A 16,437-nucleotide genomic window follows, 5' to 3' on the forward strand; every position below is an offset into this window, starting at 1 on the left:
CCGAGGACCTCGACATCTGGCTGCGCGGACCCAGCGGCCAGTGGTACGCGGTCGACCGGTACGGCGGCACGAGCTGCACCTCCTACGGCACCAGGACCTACTCGGTGCCGGTCAGCCAGCAGGCCGCGGGCACCTGGACCCTCGAGGTCAGCGACGTCTACCTCGGTGACACCGGGTTCCTGGACTCCTGGAGCATCACCGTCTGACCCCCGTCGAGCGAAAGCCCCGGCCGACTCTCCCCCTGGCCGGGGCTTTCCCCTTCCCGTTGCCGCGGGCCCGGTCAGGGAGGCGGGTCCACCTCGGTGCGGGTACGCACACCGAGCTTCTGCAGCACCCGCGCCACGTGCGTGTCCACCGTACGGCGCGACAGGAACAGCACCTCGGCGATCTCCCTGTTGGTGCGGCCCTGCGCCACCAGCCGGGCCACCTCGCGCTCCCGCGGCGACAGCACGCCGCCGGCCGCCCTGCGCCCCCGGCGCGGCGGCCCGCCCACGCCGATCGTGCGCAGCTTGTGGCGGCAGCGGGCCGCGTCGTGCGTGCTGCCGAGGGTCGCGTACCGTTCGGCGGCGTCGGCGACGAGCCGGGCCGCCCACTCCCGGTCGCCGAGCTCCAGCCGGGTGTCCGCCTCGTCCTCCGCCGCCCGGGCCGCGCCGTACGGCCTGGGCATCGCCTCGTACGCCTCCCGGGCGCGGGCATGGCACTCCAGGGCCTCCTCCAGCACGCCCCGGCCCCGCGCCAGCGCCCCGCGCGCCACCTCCAGCGCCGCCATGGCCGACGGCGCGTCCCGGCCCTCGATGCCCGCGGCGAACTCCTCCGCCAGCTCCGCGGCCTCATGACGGCGCCCCGCCCTCAGCAGCGCGGTGACGGCCGCCGGGACGAGCTGGTCGCCCCACACCCACACGCCCTTGCGGCGCAGCCGCGCCACCGCGCCGCGCGCCTCGGCCAGCGCCGCGTCCACCTCGCCGCGGATCAGCGACAGCTCGATCAGCCCGCCCGAGGCGCAGGCCGCCACCGGGAGGAAGGCCGAGTCGGCCGTCCGCGTCCCCGCGGCCTCCAGCCGCCGCCCCGCCTCCTCCCACTCGCCGCTGGCCAGCGCCAGCATGCCGAGCACGAGCTGGGCGTCCACGCCGAGCAGCGGCGCCTCCGGCATCCGCTCGACGGCCGCGACCGCCCGCTCGCGCAGCCGCTCCCACCGCCCGGTCAGCCAGTCGAGCCTGATCGAGGACATCTCCATGAGGTAGACCGGGTACAGGGCGCCGCTCTCCTCGGCGATCCGCCGGCCGAGGCGGGCGTACCGCTCGGCCGCCGCGTAGTGGCCGAGCGGGATGGCCGCGTCGCACAGGTTGGAGTAGGCGCGGGCCACCTGGCGCCGGACCCCCGCCGACGGGTGGTCCGCGGGCAGGGTCTCGGCCAGCTCGAACGCCTCCGGCGAGCCGACCAGCATGGCGAAGGCGACCTTGTTGGCGTGGACCGTGGCCGCCAGCTCCGGGTCGTCCTCCGCGACCACGAGACTCTCGGCCTGGTCCATCCACTTCTGGTGGGTGGCGATCGGCTCGGGACCCCACGCCGGGATGGCCAGCAGCGCCAGCCCCCTGGCCGCCATGCCGGGACGGTCGGTGAGGTCGGGGAGCGCGGCGAGCACCTCCCGGCGCCCCGCCTCGATGGCGCCCGCCTGGTTCGACAGCAGCACGCCCAGGTTGAGCCGGGCCTCGCCGCGCGCCCCCGGCGCCAGGAAGTCGTCCGACAGCAGATGGCGCAGCAGCCGGACGACCCGCCGGTGCGACAGGCCCACGGCGGCCAGCCTGCTGAGCCGCAGGGCCAGCGGGCCGCGGGCCTCGTGCGGCAGCTTGGGGTCGGCGAGCATGCCCTCCAGCAGTTCGACGGCGAGCGGCACGTCGCCGAGCGCCGCGGCCTGGTCGGCGGCGGCCTCGCCGTGCCGCCGCCAGGCGTCGAAGTCGCCCGCGCGCCTGGCGTGGTAGGCGAGCCGGACCAGCGGCCGCTGGTCGAGCGTGGCCAGCGCCGCCATGGCCCGCCGGTGCAGCAGCCGCCGGTCGGGGCCCGGGATCGCGTCGTAGACGGCCTGCTGGGCGAGCGTGTGCCGGAAGCCGTACTGGCCGTCGGGGTGCTCCAGCAGCACGCCCGCCCTGAGCGCCTCACGCAGCCCCGTCCCGTCGGGGCCGCCGTCCCACGGCGCGCCGGGCGGCCGGACCACGGGGCCGGCCGCCTCGTCGCCATCCGGCGGATGCACCACGGCGGCGATCAGCGGCTCGTCGGCGGGGAGCTGGAGCACCGCGGCGGCGTGCACGGCGCGCAGCGCGGCGGGGGAGAGGCCGGAGAGCTGCTCGGCCATCGCCTCGCGCAGCAGCAGCGGCACCGCGATGCGATCCAGGCCGGTCGGGTCGGCATCGCCGCCCTCGCCGCCCTCGCCGTCCTCGCCGTCCTTGTCGGCCCCCGGGAACCGGCCGGCCTCGTCGAGCAGCGAGCGGACGACCTCCTCCACCACGAACGGGACGCCGCCCGTGTGCTCACGCAGCCGGGCCGCGAAGGACACGGACAGCTCTGCGCGCCCGAGCAGGGTGCCCGCCATGCGCCGCACCCCCTCCACGTCCAGCGGCGCCAGCGCCACCACCGAGCTGTTGACGCCCTGCGGATGCCGGTAGGCGTGGCCGAACGGCAGCCCCGGCACCGGCAGGTCCTCCCGCCGGAACGTGACCACCAGGGCCAGGCCCGCGGGAGGCTGGTCGGTGAGGAAGCGCAGCAGGTCACGCGTGCCGTCGTCGGCCCAGTGCAGGTCCTCCACCACGAGCAGGACCGGCCCCGCCGCGCTCAGCAGCGCGTGCACGGCGCGGAACAGCCGGTGGCGCTCCGCGCTCGGGTCGTCGACCGGCGGCGGAGGCGGCGCCGGCGGCAGGTGCTCGGCCAGCTCCGGCAGGTAGCCGCGCAGCGTCCCGGTCACCGGGTTCAGCGCCGAGCGGTCGGGCAGCGCGGCGGCCGCGTGGCGCAGCGCGTCGAAGACCGGCCCGTACGGGAACGGCTCCCTGAGCTGGTGGCAGTGCCCGACCAGCACGGTGCGCTCGTCGGGAAGGAGCTCGACGGCCGCGCGGACCAGCCGGGTCTTGCCGATCCCCGCCTCACCCTGCACCAGCACCACGGCCGGCGGGTCGATGATCGCGTGGAGGAGCGCCCTGAGCTGCGTGTCGCGTCCGACCAGCGCTGGGGAGGCGAGGCTCGTCATCGGGTGCTCCGAAACAGTGCGGGTGTGCTGCCCGTGCCGGATTCCGTTATCCACTAATGGTCAAGTGCGGTCAACCCTCCCCTTACTGACCGGTCACCCGCCGGCCCCCTCGAACGGGCCGTGCCGGCTCCGCTCCCGCCTTCCGTACGGGGCCCTTCGGGCTGGTGCCGGCGTGACCGGAGGCGCCGGCGAGGCGGACGAGCTCGGCCGCGGCGCCCGCCGGCCGGGCCCGGCCCCGCCAGACCGCGAACAGCGGCCGCCGCCCGTCGAAGTCCGCGACGGGCGCCTCGACCAGCCGCCCCTCGCGCAGCTCGGCCGCCACGGCCAGCACGCTGAGCACCGCCGGCGCGACCCCCGCCTCCACCGCCACCTTCACCGCGGCGTTCGAGGTCAGCTCCAGGACCGGGGCGGCGACGTCCCGCCCGGCCATGATCCGATCGACGGCCTGGCGGGTGCCCGAACCGGGCTCGCGCATGACCAGCGGTGTCGCCGCCAGCTCCGCGAACTCCAGAGGAGCGCGCCGCCGCGCCCAGGGATGCCGGGGCGCCACGACGACGACCATCCGGTCCTGCGCGATGAGCCGGGCGGTCAGCCCCTCCGGCACGTACGGCGACTCGATGAAGCCCACGTCGATGTCGCCCTCGCCGGCGAGCCGGCACACGACGCCCGAGTTGGCCACCCGCAGCCCCACCTCCACGTCCGGCGCGGTCCGGCGCAGCGCCACGAGCCAGCCGGGCAGCAGGTACTCGGCGACCGTCATGCTGGCCGCCACCCGCACGCGGGCGTCACGCTCCCGGCGCAGCGCCTCCACACCGGTCAGCAGCTCGCCGGCCGCCTCCAGCGCCACCCGCGCCCGGCCCGCGACGACCTCGCCCTGCGGGGTGAGCCGCGAGCCGGTGGTCGAGCGGTGCAGCAGCGGGACGCCCAGCTCGCGCTCCAGGGTGTCGAGCCGGCGGCTCGCCGACGCCTGCGTGATGCCGTGCAGCCTGGCGGCCTTGCCCAGGCTGCCGTGCTCGGCGATCAGCAGGAGCAGTTCGAGGCTGCCCAGGTCGGGCCATCGTCGGGTCATGCACTCACCGTATGACCCGCTGCGGAACCGGTGTCTACCGGGTGTGCCGCGCGGTTGTGAAGATCGGCTCATGAGCGCGTCCACCAGCCCGCCCTCCGACACGCCGCCCACCCACCCGGCGTCCACCCCCACGCCGCCCAAGAGCGCGGCGCCCAATCGCACGTCGTCTCCAAGCCCAGCGCCCACCCGCACACCGTCCACCCGCACACTTTCCACGAGCACGACGCCCACCCGTGTGCCGCTCCCGAGTGCGGGCTCCGCGAGTGCGGGCTCCGCGAGTGCGGGCTCCGCGAGTGCGGGCTCCGCGAGTGCGGGCTCCGCGAGTGCGGCGTCCATCCATCCCCCGGCCGCCTCCGTGTCCTCCTCGGAGTCCCCGTCCGCCAGCGCGACACCCTTCACCGACCCGTCCGCCAGCTCCGCCTCCACCCGCTCCGTTCCCACCCGCACGCCGTCGGCCAGCCCACTCCCCGCCGGGGCGCCATCGGCGAGCCCAGGCCCCGGCATCTCACCGTCCGCCGGCGCGCCGTCCATGACCGCGCTCCCCACCGAGGCGCCGCCCATGAGCCCGCTCTCCGCCGGGCCGCCGTCCGAAAGCCTGCCCTCCGCCGGCGTGGCGCGTGTCGCCGCTGCCGGGGGATCCCTCGTGCCCGGTCTTCTCGTGGCCGCCGCCGGGGTGGCCGTGGCGGTGGCCGTCAACGCGCTCGTGCCCGCCGTGAGCCCGCTGATGGTGGCCGTCGTCCTCGGCGCCCTCCTGGGGAACCTCGGCGCGCGGCCGGAGGCCCTGCGGCCCGGCCTGGCGTTCGCCTCCGGGCGGCTGCTGCGCCTCGGCGTCGTCCTGCTCGGCGCGCGGCTCGCGGTGCCGGACGTCCTCGCCCTGGGACTCCCGGTGCTGCTGCTGGTCGTGACGACGGTCGCCGTGACGTTCTCCGGCACCTGGTGGCTCGGGACGCGGCTCGGCCTGGGCCGCGAGCCGGCCCTGCTCGTGGCCACCGGCTTCTCCATCTGCGGCGCCGCGGCCATCGCCGCCATGGACGGCGTGACCGACAGCGAGAAGCGGGACGTCATGACCGCGGTCGCCCTGGTCACCCTGTACGGCTCCCTCGCGATCGCCCTCCTGCCCGTCGCCGGCGGGCTCCTTCACCTGCCCGCGGAGAGCTTCGGCATCTGGACCGGGGCGAGCGTGCAGGAGGTGGCCCAGGTGGTGGCCACGGCGCAGACGGCCGGGCCGGCCGCCCTCGCCACGGCCGTGGTCGTCAAGCTCACCCGCGTCGTCATGCTGGCCCCGCTCATCGCGGGCGTCAGCCTCTGGCGCCGCCGCGCCGCCCGGCCCGGCCCCCGGGGCAGGACTCCCGTGGTGCCGCTGTTCGTCGCCGGGTTCCTGGCGGTGGTCGCCCTGCGCAGCCTCGGCGCGGTCCCGGACGCCTGGCTCACGCCGATCAGGACGGCCGAGACGGTGCTGTTCACCGCCGCGCTGTTCGCCATGGGGACGGCCGTACGGGTGCGGGAACTGCTCAGCACCGGCCGCCGCGCCGTCGCCCTCGGGGCGGCCTCGGCGCTGCTCGTCACCCTCGTGGCACTGGCCGGGGTGCTCGTCCTGCGCTGACGGGTCCTTGAGGGGGAGTCCTGGCTCGGCCGGTGGCTGGGTTAATGAGTGGCAGCCGTGACGATCACCTGGCTACCGTGGACGACATCCGGATGATCGACGGGCCACGGTCTGACCGGCGGGAATGGCGCCCCCCGGCCGGACGGCGGTCCCGCCTCGGGCATGGCCCACGCCAGCCCGGCCCGAGGCCGCACCATCCCCGCCCGCCTGCTCAGAGGCGCAGCTGTCACAGGTGACGGCACGCTGTCCGCCGGCGACTTCGGGGGCGCTCCTGGAGTGCCCCCGGCCGACCTGGACCTGCGACCGGCCACCTTGAGGCTGCCACCGCCGGGCACCACCGGCGCGACACGCCAGCGACGGAACAAGCCGTACACGGTGAACCAGTGGCTGCAGCAGGGCGGTACATCCCGCCACGGCGCCCACGGTACGGATTCGCCACCGGATCCCGACGATCAACCGCAGCTTGTACCACTTCGGCAGCCGGAGACCTCTTCGTTCGGCCTCCCACGTGATCTTTCGGAACACGGCCTTAGAAGCCGCGCAGAGAGGCGGCCGGTCATGGTCGGCGTCGGGGGCGTGTATCCCAGCGGTGGGTGCTCCAGGCACGGCGGATCAGGCTGCGGACGGTGATGATCGTGTCATCGAAGCCTTCTTACGGCGGAGGGCTATCGGGTGGCAGGCCGGAAACCCTCACATGGTGACGCGGTGCGAGGGGGCAGCGCGAGGACCTGTTGCCTGGTCCAGCGGGAGGTACCGCCGTCGCGTCAGAATCGCTCGGCAGACGTCCATCCCTGCCGGTGGAGTCGTTCGAACCCGTCCAGCAGGAGGTCCAGGGCGAACTCGAACTCGAACTGGTCGTCACAGCCCTGGCCCACGACCGATTCGCCGTCGTGCGGTCGAGCCAGCACGATCTCGACGATGTGCGGGTACCGGGTGGCCATCTCGCCGAGCAGGGCCGCGAGGGCCTGGGGGTCGGCGTCGGCCGGAGCCGGCCCCGGCGAGGCCGGGAACAGTTCCTGGGTGAACCCCCATACGCGGCTGCCCAGGGCGTGCATCGCGTGGTGGGTGAGGTCGGGGGACAGGCCGCCGGCCCGGAACATGCCGATGATCGAGTTGAGGTAGTCGAGTACACCGGGGGTGGGGCTGGTTCGGGACTCGATGACGCGCGAGGCCCAGGGGTGGCGCAGGAGCGCTCGTCGTGCCGAGAGGATGCGGCGGCGGATCGCGCTCTTCCAGTCCGCGTCGCCGGCCGGGGGATCGATCTCGCCGACGATGACATCCACCATGCCGTCGAGGAGCTGCTCCTTGTTGGCCACGTGCTTGTAGAGCGCCATCGGCACGACGTTCAGCTCGTGCGCCAGGCTGCGCATGCTCAGCGCCTCGATGCCGGCGCGGTCGGCGAGCGCGACGGCGGCACGCAGCACACGGTCCCGGTTGAGGGGCGTCCGGCGCGCCGGTTCTGTCTGCTGGGTCATCTGCTGACCGCCTCCCCTTCGACCGGTCGTCGCCGATCCCCCATTGACAGGTGTACGCGATACACCATACTGTGACGACCAAAGGTGTACGTCGTACACCTTTGCGGCGCGACCACATCACCTAAGGAGTCCCGGTGGCCTCACCAAGAAAGCTCGCGACAGTGGCGGGCGTGTGCTACCTCGTCACCCATGTCACCTCGATCGGCGGGCTCTTCCTGTACGGCCCGGTGCTGCACAACGCCGATTACATCGTCGGCCGCGGCGCGGACACCAGGGTGCTCCTGGGCGCCCTGTTCGAGGTGGTCCTCGCCATCGCGATCGTCGGCACCGCGTTCACCCTGTTCCCCGTCGCCCGGCGGCACAGCGAAGGCCTCGCCGTCGGTTACGTCGGCCTTCGCACCCTGGAGGCCGCCGTCATCACCGTCGGCATCGTCAGCCTTCTCGCGGTCGTGACGCTGCGTCAGCATCCTCCGCAGGGGGCGGACCCGGCCTCACTCCTCACCACGGGCCGAGCGCTGGTCGCGGTCCATGACTGGACGTTCCTGCTCGGGCCCAACTTCGTCTGTGGAGCCAACACGGTGGTCATGGCGTACCTCATGTACCGCTCGCAGCTCGTGCCGCGCTTCATCGCCGTGCTGGGGCTGGTCGGCGGCCCGCTGATCTTCGCTTCCGCGATTGCCGAGCTGTTCGGCCTCTACCAGCAGGCCTCCGGGGTGGGGGCGCTCACCGCGATACCGGTGTTCGCCTGGGAGCTGACCTTGGCCATCTGGCTCATCACCAGGGGATTCAAGCCGTCTGCCGGAGCGATCGACGCCACCGCCGCCTCGCCGGCAGGCAGTGAGCGCCGCTGACGGCACGGCCCGAAGCCAAGGCTCCCGCCAACCCGGCCCCGTGCGCCGGCCGAGTCTTTCCCCTGATGGCATGACGTCGGCCCGCGCAGACAGGCGGCGGGCGCGGCCCGGTCGGCCGACGGGACAGCGACCGGATCGTCTTCGACAAGCTGCTGCACGTCCTTCGGTTCGGCTGCTCGTACGAGGCGATCGCGGACTCCAGCTGCTCGGCCAGCACGATCCGCAACAGCCGCGACGAGTGGATACAGCTCGGGCTGTTCACCCGCCTGAAGCAGATCGCGCTGGACGCCCATGACCGGCCACCTATTTGCGCAGGCTCTTAGACGTCCGCAGCGGCGGCTTCCTCCACGGCCGTCCTGCCCACAGCGATCAACCCGGTGGCCATGATCAGCCCATAGACGAGGAACGGCCAGCCATACGGCCGACGTGGCCCCCAGTCGTCGAAGATGGTCACCACTCCCGTCACAATGACGGCCGCGGCCAAGAACCACCCGCTGACACGCCCCGCCGTACGTGTGCGCCGCCATGCCAGCAGGACCGCCAACACGATCGCAATGACGATCCCCGGCCACGCCATCAGGACGTAGTCCCAGGCGTACGGGTAGTTCACTCCATAGGTGGGATCGTCATGCTTCGTCGGGTAGATCAGTTGTTGCAGTGTTCCGTACAAGGAGCCGCCGGCGAGAGAAAGCGGGAAGGCCATGAGCATCATGGCCATCACCCCGAACATCGCGTCGCCGAGGTGACCGTCCTGGGTGAGCCATGTCAGCGTCAGCACCGCCGCCCCGTACGAGCACGCCACCAATGCCTTCGACAGGCCGCGTACCCTGGCGATGGCTTGAATCATGAGATGCCTTCCCCGGACCGCTTCGCCGCTCCGGCAGAGCGGATAAAGCCAACATAGGGTGCCGGATCGGCGATGGACGCACCCGTCGCTACTGCCTGGCTACCGCCACCGATCAGCTGGGCGTGGTCGTTGCTCGCCGCGGGGTCGCCTATTGGCTGATCACTGCGCGGGCCGGAAAGGCAGCCTCAGGGAGCAGCGGATGGCTGAGCCAGGTGCGGCTGAAGCCTACGAGGCCGCCTCCTGCCCGATCTGCTTGACGTCCGGCGACGCACTCCCCAGCCGGTAGGAGGCTGCGTTCTTCGCGGTGCGCTCGGTGCCGTACGCGTACACCGGGTTCAGGGTCAGACGCCAGCCCATGGTGCCTCGTACGGGGTACTGAGGCATGACGGGGTGCATGCCGAGATAGGCATACAGCGGCGCAACACGGGCGACGAGCTCCCCGTGCGCATACTGCGGCTGATTCTCTCCCGCCGGGTGGTCGTCGAAATGTACCAGCCGTCGATCGCCGGAAACCCACCCGACCCCGCCCACAGCTTGTGCTTGGCCGTCCGCCACTGCCTCCTGGGCTTCTTCGCAGGCCCGTTACGGAAAAGGACCGGTACGTCGAAGCTGTCGGCGTAGGTGAGCGGTGGCTCGTCGGGGACGTGGGCGGGGATCATGCGGATCACTCTGTCACGGTTGGAACGCTTTCGGCGCCGGGTATGAGGTTGCCGTCTGATTCCCAGACAGAGCCCGGTGCGCTTGGCCCTGGGAGCGGCTGCGGGGTGTCAAAATCTCAAGTACTTCAAGCGCAGAGCTCTTCGTCAGGACGCAGCGGGAGATGGCCAAGCAGCTTGCCGAGGCCGCTGACAGCCGCACCCGCGCCCGGCTCACCGAACGGGAATCCCTGACGCGGATGATCAAGGATTGGGAAGCGGGCAGGCACCAGCCCAAGGATCCCTACCGAGTGCTCTACTGCAGGGTGTTCGGCATGGAGGAAGCGGAGTTGTTCGGCGCTGAGGCCAGCGGCACCGTCCCTCGTGTGCCTTTCGACGGGGACGAGATCGAAGCGCTGGAGTTGACCCGGCGTGTCGCTGCAAGCGACGTGGGTGCCGAGACGCTCGACCGGCTGGAGGCAGCCGTTGACGACCTCGCGACCGCCTATCCGGTGACCCCGCCGCCCGAGCTGCTGAACCGGATCCGCCAGCACCTGTCCTACGTCTCGCATCTCTTCGACGCCAAGAAGACGCTCCACGAGCATCGACGTCTTCTCGCGGTCGGCGGCTGGCTGTCATTGCTCGCCTCCACGTGCCATATCGACCTTCGGCAGTTCCAGGCGGCGAGCACATGGTTGCGGGCAGCCTCCCAGTTGGCCGGCCACGCCGAGCATTCCGAGATCGCGGCATGGTGCCTGGAGACGGAGGCATGGCAGGCTGTCACGATCGGCGACTACCGCCGTGCTCTGACCCTCTCCCAGGGCGCGCAGACGATCGCGCCACGTGGTAGCTCCGTCTACATACAAGCGACCGCCCAGGAGGGGCGGGCATGGGCCCGACTGGGAGCCGGTCCGGAGACCCGGGACTCACTGCGCCGCGTTGACCGGCTCGTCGCGCCCCTGCCGATGCCCGAGCGGCCCGAGCACCATTACCGCTACGACCCTTCCAAGAGGGATGCCTACGTCGCGACCACACTTTCCTGGCTCGGCGACCCGGCGGCCGAGAGGTACGCAAGGCAAGTGCTCACCCGTCTGGAGTCCGCTGCCGATGGCACGGTTCGCGCGAGGAGGGCAGTCTCCGCCCGGCTCGACCTCGCGCTCGCTCTGCTGGCCGCTGACCAGCCAGACGAGGCAGGGCAGATCACGCTTGCCGCCCTTACCAGCGGGTCCCTGGTGCCATCCAGCTATTGGCGAGCACGAGAGGTGATCAACGCCATCGAGGCGCGCCGTGTCCCCGAAGCCGGAGAGTTGCGCGATGCGTACCGGGAACTGGACGGCACTTGAATAGAAGGGGCCCCGCGTCGATGGTTGCGAGCCTCTCCATTCCAAGATCACGGGGAGGGATGTAGGCTTGCGCGCTGCGCTTGCCCTCGTGCGGCCGCATTCAGCACCTGTTGCGAGGCTGCATTCATGAACTCTTGGAGAGCGATGAGTGCTTGATCACGGCCGGCGTCCAGCTCCGTCTGATCTGCCGAGGAATAGATCCTCCACGCGGCATCTAGCGCCTGGGCGGCGAGGTGATTCAGCGCCGGGTCCGCTGTGACGAGCTGGAGTCTGAACAGCGCAGAGTTGGCGCTCGCTCGCCGCGCGAACGAGACATCACGTGCCGCCACATCAGCCGGCCCGTCAGGATCCTCCTTGTGCCGATGCCACCGATCGTTTTGACTATAGCGATACGACGTCAGGGCATCGGCGAAGGCGCTGTAGGTAGCCAACCGTTCCTGCCACAAGCGCTCATCCCACGCATGTCGCCTAGCCTGCCGGGCGGTACGTAGCTGGAAGACATAGGTGGCTGAAGCGCCTAACAGCGTGCCAGCGATCGCGATCAGACTTGCTAGAGCGTTCCCCATCTCACAAGTGGAGCACGAGCGAGGCTCCGCCCGCCGTCCCTCTTCAGGAGTTCGACTGCCTTAGCAGGAGGTGGTCTCTCTCTGCGCCCACTTTGTTGAATCTCGCGAGCAGTGGCGATGTGCTGGCGTGGGGAGTTCGGCCAGAAAGGCTCCGTGCGGCGGAGGCCGCACAGCGTTAGGAAAGTGGCTACTTGCAGTTTGTCTGGTTTCGCTCTTGGCAAATCAGTGTGCGACTCGATCAGGCGCTTGTCCCGTGTGCTCAACCGTGTTCTAATCTGCCAGGAACGCGGGAACAGCCAGTGCCTCTTCCTGGTCAACCCCAGCCCCAACCGTCCGTAAGCTTCCATTGGGCGAAGAGAAACCAGATGATGGCCGAAGTAAATGGCAGGCGAGCGGCCCGCAGTGCCAACAGCAGAACGCGCAGGAATTTATTCTTTGGGCCACGCATGATTCTCTGATTTATGCGTGAATCGAACTGCTGCCGTCGGCTCTCCGCCTTCAAGGTGGCCGGCGCTCGGGGGTCCGGGGGCCGGAGGCCCCCGGCTAGGGGGTGTGGGGGAGCTTGGCTCCCCCACTGTCACAGCCCGAATCCCAATCGCGCGAAGCGCGCCTGCCGTGAGGACCCTGCTTTTGAGCTCTGATGGCCCAAGCCCCTCCGCGCGAAGCGCGCCCTTGTGAGGACCTTGCTTTTGGGCCCTGGTCGCCCGAAGCCGCCCCGAGAGTCCGTCAGCGTTCGACGATCTCGTTCTTGCCGATGACCACGACCCCGCCGCGCGTCAGCGCGAAGCGGGTGCGGTCGTAGTCGAGGTCGAAGCCGATGCGCGCCCCGTCGGGGATCACCACGTTCTTGTCGATGATGGCCCGCCGGACGATGGCGCCCCGGCCCACCTTGACGTTGTCCATGAGCACGGAGTCCTCCACCAGCGAGTGCGAGTGGAGCACCACCTTCGGCGACAGGCACGAGCGGATCGCGGTGCCGCCGGAGACGATCACGCCCGGCGACACGAGGGAGTCGATCGCCCGGCCGACCCGGTCGCCGTCGTTGTGCACGAACTTGGCCGGCGGCAGCGGGTCGTGGCCGGTGTGGATCGGCCACTTGTCGTTGTACAGGTTGAAGATCGGGTGGGCCGAGATGAGGTCCATGTGGGCCTCGTAGTAGGCGTCGAGCGTTCCCACGTCGCGCCAGTAGCCCCGGTCGCGCTCGGTGGAGCCCGGCACGACGTTGTTGGCGAAGTCGTAGACGTCGGCGCCGCCCGACTTGACCATCATCGGGATGATGTTGCCGCCGAGGTCGTGCTTGCTCGTCGGGTCGAGCGCGTCCTCGCGCAGCGCGTCGATCATGGCCTGGGTGCGGAAGACGTAGTTGCCCATCGAGGCGTACACCTCGTCGGGCGAGTCGGCGAGCCCCACCGCGTCCTTCGGCTTCTCGCGGAAGGCCACGATCCGCCGGCCCTGCGGGTCGGTCTCGATGACGCCGAACTGGTCGGCCAGCGACAGCGGCTGGCGGATGGCGGCCACCGTGACGTCGGCCCCGGAGTCCTCGTGCTGCTCGACCATCTGCCGGGGATCCATCCGGTAGATGTGGTCGGCGCCGAACACGATGACGTGGTCGGGCATCTCGTCGTAGATGAGGTTCAGGTTCTGGAACAGCGCGTCGGCCGAGCCGGAGAACCAGCGCGGCCCGAGCCGCTGCTGCGCCGGCACCGGCGTGACGTAGTTGCCGAGCATGGCCGTCAGCCGCCAGGTGCGCGAGACGTGACGGTCGAGACTGTGGTTCTTGTACTGGGTCAGTACGACGATCTGCAGGTAACCGCCGTTGGCGAGGTTGGACAGGACGAAGTCGATCAGACGGTACATCCCCCCGAACGGCACGGCCGGTTTCGCCCGGTCCGCCGTGAGAGGCATGAGCCTCTTCCCCTCGCCACCTGCCAGTACGACCGCAAGCACCCTCCGGGACCTCATGTGCAGGACGCTACCCCCTACGAGCGGATCTATCGACGTGGCCCCGTACCGGAGTGTCACTTTTCTTAAGTTTTTGGTGATTTCTCCTTGCCGGTCGGCCGCAATGACCTCGGCCGGTCCGCGGGCGAGGCGGGGCGGAGGGAACGCGAACGGCGAGTCGTACGCCGGTGTGTCCCTGATGGGCGGGATGCTCGTAAGGTCGTCTCATGCGCGTTGATCTGCTCAGCCGGGAGTATCCACCAGAGGTGTACGGCGGTGCCGGAGTCCACATGGAATACCTGGCGAGCCGCCTGCGCCGCCTGGCCGACGTCCGGGTGCGCTGCTTCGGCGCCGACCGCGACATGCCGGGCGTGTCCGCCTACCGGGTGCCCGGCGGGCTGGAGTCGGCCAACGCGGCGCTCCAGGTGCTGGGCGTCGACCTGGAGATGGCCGCCGCCTGCGAGGGCGCCGACGTCGTCCACTCCCACACCTGGTACGCCAACTTCGCCGGCCATGTCGCCAAGCTGCTGCACGGCGTCCCGCACGTCGTCACCACGCACAGCCTCGAACCGCTGCGCCCGTGGAAGGCCGAGCAGCTCGGCGGCGGCTACGCGATCTCCTCCTGGGCCGAGCGCACCGCCCTGGCCGCCGCGGACGCGGTGATCGCGGTGTCGGAGGGCATGCGGCGCGACGTGCTGGCCGCCTACCCGGAGATCCCGCCGGAGCGGGTGAGCGTGATCCACAACGGCATCGACACCGCCGAGTACGCCCCCGACCGGGACGACGCGGTGCTGAAGAGGCACGGCGTGGACCCCGCCAAGCCGTACGTGATCTTCGTGGGCCGGATCACCCGGCAGAAGGGCCTGGTCCACCTCCTGCACGCGGCGCGCTCGCTCGACCCCGGCGCGCAGCTCGTGCTCTGCGCCGGCGCGCCCGACACGCCGGAGATCGCCGCCGAGGTGACCGGCCTGGTCCGTGAGCTCGAACGCGAGCGCGAGGGCGTGGTCTGGATCTCCGAGATGCTGCCCAAGCCCGAGGTGATCCAGCTCCTGACGCACGCCACGGTGTTCGTGTGCCCCTCGGTGTACGAGCCCATGGGCATCGTCAACCTGGAGGCCATGGCCTGCGAGACGGCCGTCGTCGCCACCGCCACGGGCGGCATCCCCGAGGTGGTCGCCGACGGCGAGACCGGGCTGCTCGTGCCGGTCGACCAGGGCCCCGACGGCACCCCGCACGACCCGGAGCGCTTCGCCGCCGACTTCGCCGAGCGGGTCAACGCTCTGCTGGCCGACCCGGAGCGGGCCCGCCGGATGGGCGAGGCCGGGCGCGCCCGGGCGATCGAGCACTTCTCGTGGGAGCGCATCGCCGAGCGCACCCTGGAGCTGTACGCCTCGCTGACCGGACCGGCCGCCTGACGTGGACGGCGCCCGGCCCCGGCCGGGGTCCGGGCGCCGGGGGCCGTCAGCCCTGGGAGATGTGGTGGAGGATCACGTCGTGGACGTGGTGCGCCTTGTTCTCGCCGCGGAAGTCCACCTCGTAGGTGTGCGTCCCGACGTGGATGGCGATCGCGCCCGAGGAGAAGAACCCGCCGGCGAACGACTTGTTGCTGACCACGCTCACCGCTGAGATCTTCCCGTACGGGATGCTCGTGAGCGCGACCTTCTTGCCGACGAACGACGTGTCCTGGACGATGACCCGGCGGTCGGTGAGGCCGAGGAAGCCGGTCCCCGCGCCGATCGCGTCGTAGACGGCGACGATGCGCTCGCCCGGCAGGAGACCGCTCTCGATCTGCCTGAGCTGTTCTTTCCGATCATAGGGAATGTCAGCCATGCCGGGGCAACGAACGGACCCGGCCCCGCCGTTCCGCCGGGCCGGGTTTGTCACCCGCGGGTCAGCGCAGCGGCTCCAGGACGACGACCGGGATCTCGCGGTCGGTCTTCGTCTGGTACTCGTCGTAGTCGGGCCACGCGCGGGTCATCAGGGTCCACAGCTCCGGCTTCTCCTCGGGGATGGCCGTGTGCGCGCGGGCCTTGAACTTGTCGCCCTTGACCTGCACCTCGACCTCGGAGCTCTGCTCCAGGTTCTTGTACCAGTCGGGGTGGTCCGGGTCGCCTCCCTTGGAGGCCACGACGACGTAGGCGTCGCCGTGCTTCTGGTAGATGAGCGGCGTGGTGTACGGGCGCCCCGATCGGCGGCCCTTCGTGGTCAGGAGGAGGACCGTCGTGTTGTTCCAGTCGTGGCCTTCCTCGCCGTTGGTCTGCTGATAGCGCTGAACGTGTTCCTGGCCGAAAAGCATGCAGGCCGACTACCCCCGACGAGGGGCATGTCACCGCCGGCGGCCGGGTCTGTACGAGGACTTGACCGGCCGCCCCGCCCCTGTCGTCACAGGTAGGGGCGGGTGACCGTGACCAGGTCGGGGACCGCGTCACGGGTGTCGACGTAGAGCGCGGCGTCGGGGGTGCGCTCGCGCACGTCGCGGTCGCGGATCGCGAACACGGCCGGAGGGACGCCCGCGTCGCCGTAGCGGCCGGTGACCGCCGCGCAGATCGCCCGACGCACGTCGGCGACCACGCCGCGCGTCGTGTGGCCGGGGCCGGAGGCGGCGAGGTAGCCGAGCAGCGCGGCGAAGCGCTGCTCCGCCTCGGCGGAGGCCGTCTGCCGGGCGGTGGCGGGGCGGTCGAGCCAGAACACCTTGCCGGCCAGGAACGCCTCGTAGCTCACGCCGTCATGGTCGAGCGTGCGGGCCGTCTCGGCCAGCAACGCGCCGAACTCGGCCAGGTCGGCGCGCGGCGGCAGGTCCGTCGTGACGAACAGGGGCACGATCAGCGAGTCGAGCATGTCTGTGATCCCTCCGTGAGGAGCCTCATCGTAG

Annotated in this window: 15 protein-coding genes and 1 pseudogene; 6 read left to right on the forward strand and 10 right to left on the reverse strand. The window is 71.3% G+C overall.

The annotated features are described in order from the left end of the window. Positions 1 to 206: proprotein convertase P-domain-containing protein (locus tag HT134_RS35415; protein WP_175604855.1), on the forward strand; the 206-nt coding region annotated here is incomplete at its 5' end. 74 nt (positions 207 to 280) lie between these two features. Here HT134_RS35415 and HT134_RS35420 read toward each other — a convergent pair. Continuing rightward, on the reverse strand, positions 281 to 3,235 hold the full coding sequence (locus HT134_RS35420; RefSeq protein ID WP_175604856.1) for an ATP-binding protein: 2,955 nt from the start codon (positions 3,233 to 3,235) through the stop codon (positions 281 to 283). A gap of 82 nt (positions 3,236 to 3,317) precedes the next feature. Further along, a complete protein-coding gene (locus HT134_RS35425; protein WP_175604857.1) occupies positions 3,318 to 4,304 on the reverse strand; it encodes a LysR family transcriptional regulator in 987 nt (328 codons plus the stop codon). A 643-nt stretch (positions 4,305 to 4,947) separates the two neighbouring features. On the opposite strand from HT134_RS35425, the gene HT134_RS35430 reads away from it, so the two are divergent. Next, positions 4,948 to 5,907 (forward strand): YeiH family protein, encoded by a 960-nt coding sequence (locus HT134_RS35430; RefSeq protein ID WP_312888677.1) that lies wholly within the window; start codon positions 4,948 to 4,950, stop codon positions 5,905 to 5,907. A gap of 764 nt (positions 5,908 to 6,671) precedes the next feature. On the opposite strand, the gene HT134_RS35435 is transcribed toward HT134_RS35430, so the two are convergent. Next, the gene (locus tag HT134_RS35435; protein WP_175604859.1) at positions 6,672 to 7,382 is read right to left on the reverse strand and encodes a TetR/AcrR family transcriptional regulator; all 711 of its coding nucleotides are present in this window, start codon (positions 7,380 to 7,382) and stop codon (positions 6,672 to 6,674) included. Between the two features lie 134 nt (positions 7,383 to 7,516). On the opposite strand from HT134_RS35435, the gene HT134_RS35440 reads away from it, so the two are divergent. Both HT134_RS35440 and HT134_RS35445 read left to right on the forward strand, forming a co-directional pair. Beyond that, on the forward strand, positions 7,517 to 8,233 hold the full coding sequence (locus HT134_RS35440) for a DUF4386 domain-containing protein (protein WP_175604860.1): 717 nt from the start codon (positions 7,517 to 7,519) through the stop codon (positions 8,231 to 8,233). Positions 8,234 to 8,352: 119 nt separating this feature from the next. Next, positions 8,353 to 8,532: pseudogene (locus HT134_RS35445) on the forward strand (IS5/IS1182 family transposase); the annotation flags it as partial. A gap of 20 nt (positions 8,533 to 8,552) precedes the next feature. Here HT134_RS35445 and HT134_RS35450 read toward each other — a convergent pair. Then, positions 8,553 to 9,080, reverse strand: a complete 528-nt coding sequence (locus HT134_RS35450) for a hypothetical protein (protein WP_175604861.1) — start codon at positions 9,078 to 9,080, stop codon at positions 8,553 to 8,555. 225 nt (positions 9,081 to 9,305) lie between these two features. Further along, positions 9,306 to 9,437 (reverse strand): hypothetical protein, encoded by a 132-nt coding sequence (locus HT134_RS47305; RefSeq protein WP_281387836.1) that lies wholly within the window; start codon positions 9,435 to 9,437, stop codon positions 9,306 to 9,308. Positions 9,438 to 9,900: 463 nt separating this feature from the next. Here HT134_RS47305 and HT134_RS35460 point away from each other — a divergent pair, with 463 nt between their 5' ends. Continuing rightward, positions 9,901 to 11,058, forward strand: coding sequence for an NsdA family TPR-like regulatory protein (locus HT134_RS35460; RefSeq protein ID WP_175604862.1), 1,158 nt, complete (start codon positions 9,901 to 9,903; stop codon positions 11,056 to 11,058). A gap of 47 nt (positions 11,059 to 11,105) precedes the next feature. Here HT134_RS35460 and kilB read toward each other — a convergent pair whose 3' ends face one another. Together kilB and glgC are read right to left on the reverse strand one after the other, a co-directional pair. Next, positions 11,106 to 11,624: a plasmid transfer protein KilB gene (gene kilB / locus HT134_RS35465; protein WP_175604863.1), complete on the reverse strand. Its 519-nt coding sequence runs from the start codon at positions 11,622 to 11,624 to the stop codon at positions 11,106 to 11,108. A gap of 726 nt (positions 11,625 to 12,350) precedes the next feature. Further along, on the reverse strand, positions 12,351 to 13,586 hold the full coding sequence (gene glgC / locus HT134_RS35470) for a glucose-1-phosphate adenylyltransferase (RefSeq protein ID WP_175595771.1): 1,236 nt from the start codon (positions 13,584 to 13,586) through the stop codon (positions 12,351 to 12,353). A gap of 206 nt (positions 13,587 to 13,792) precedes the next feature. Between glgC and glgA the strand changes: the two genes are divergently transcribed. Beyond that, complete coding sequence (glgA, locus tag HT134_RS35475; RefSeq protein WP_175604864.1) at positions 13,793 to 14,980, forward strand: glycogen synthase; 1,188 nt, start codon at positions 13,793 to 13,795, stop codon at positions 14,978 to 14,980. 46 nt (positions 14,981 to 15,026) lie between these two features. On the opposite strand, the gene HT134_RS35480 is transcribed toward glgA, so the two are convergent. The 3 genes from HT134_RS35480 to HT134_RS35490 form a co-directional block, all read right to left on the reverse strand. Beyond that, positions 15,027 to 15,395, reverse strand: a complete 369-nt coding sequence (locus HT134_RS35480) for a PH domain-containing protein (protein WP_175604865.1) — start codon at positions 15,393 to 15,395, stop codon at positions 15,027 to 15,029. Positions 15,396 to 15,456: 61 nt separating this feature from the next. Beyond that, positions 15,457 to 15,861, reverse strand: coding sequence for a nitroreductase family deazaflavin-dependent oxidoreductase (locus tag HT134_RS35485; RefSeq protein ID WP_175604866.1), 405 nt, complete (start codon positions 15,859 to 15,861; stop codon positions 15,457 to 15,459). 86 nt (positions 15,862 to 15,947) lie between these two features. Beyond that, entirely contained in the window at positions 15,948 to 16,403 is a 456-nt protein-coding gene (locus HT134_RS35490; RefSeq protein WP_175604867.1) for a hypothetical protein, read from the reverse strand. Positions 16,404 to 16,437 lie beyond the last annotated feature (34 nt).

Source organism: Nonomuraea rhodomycinica, assembly GCF_013363995.1.
Taxonomy (GTDB): Bacteria; Actinomycetota; Actinomycetes; order Streptosporangiales; family Streptosporangiaceae; genus Nonomuraea; species Nonomuraea rhodomycinica.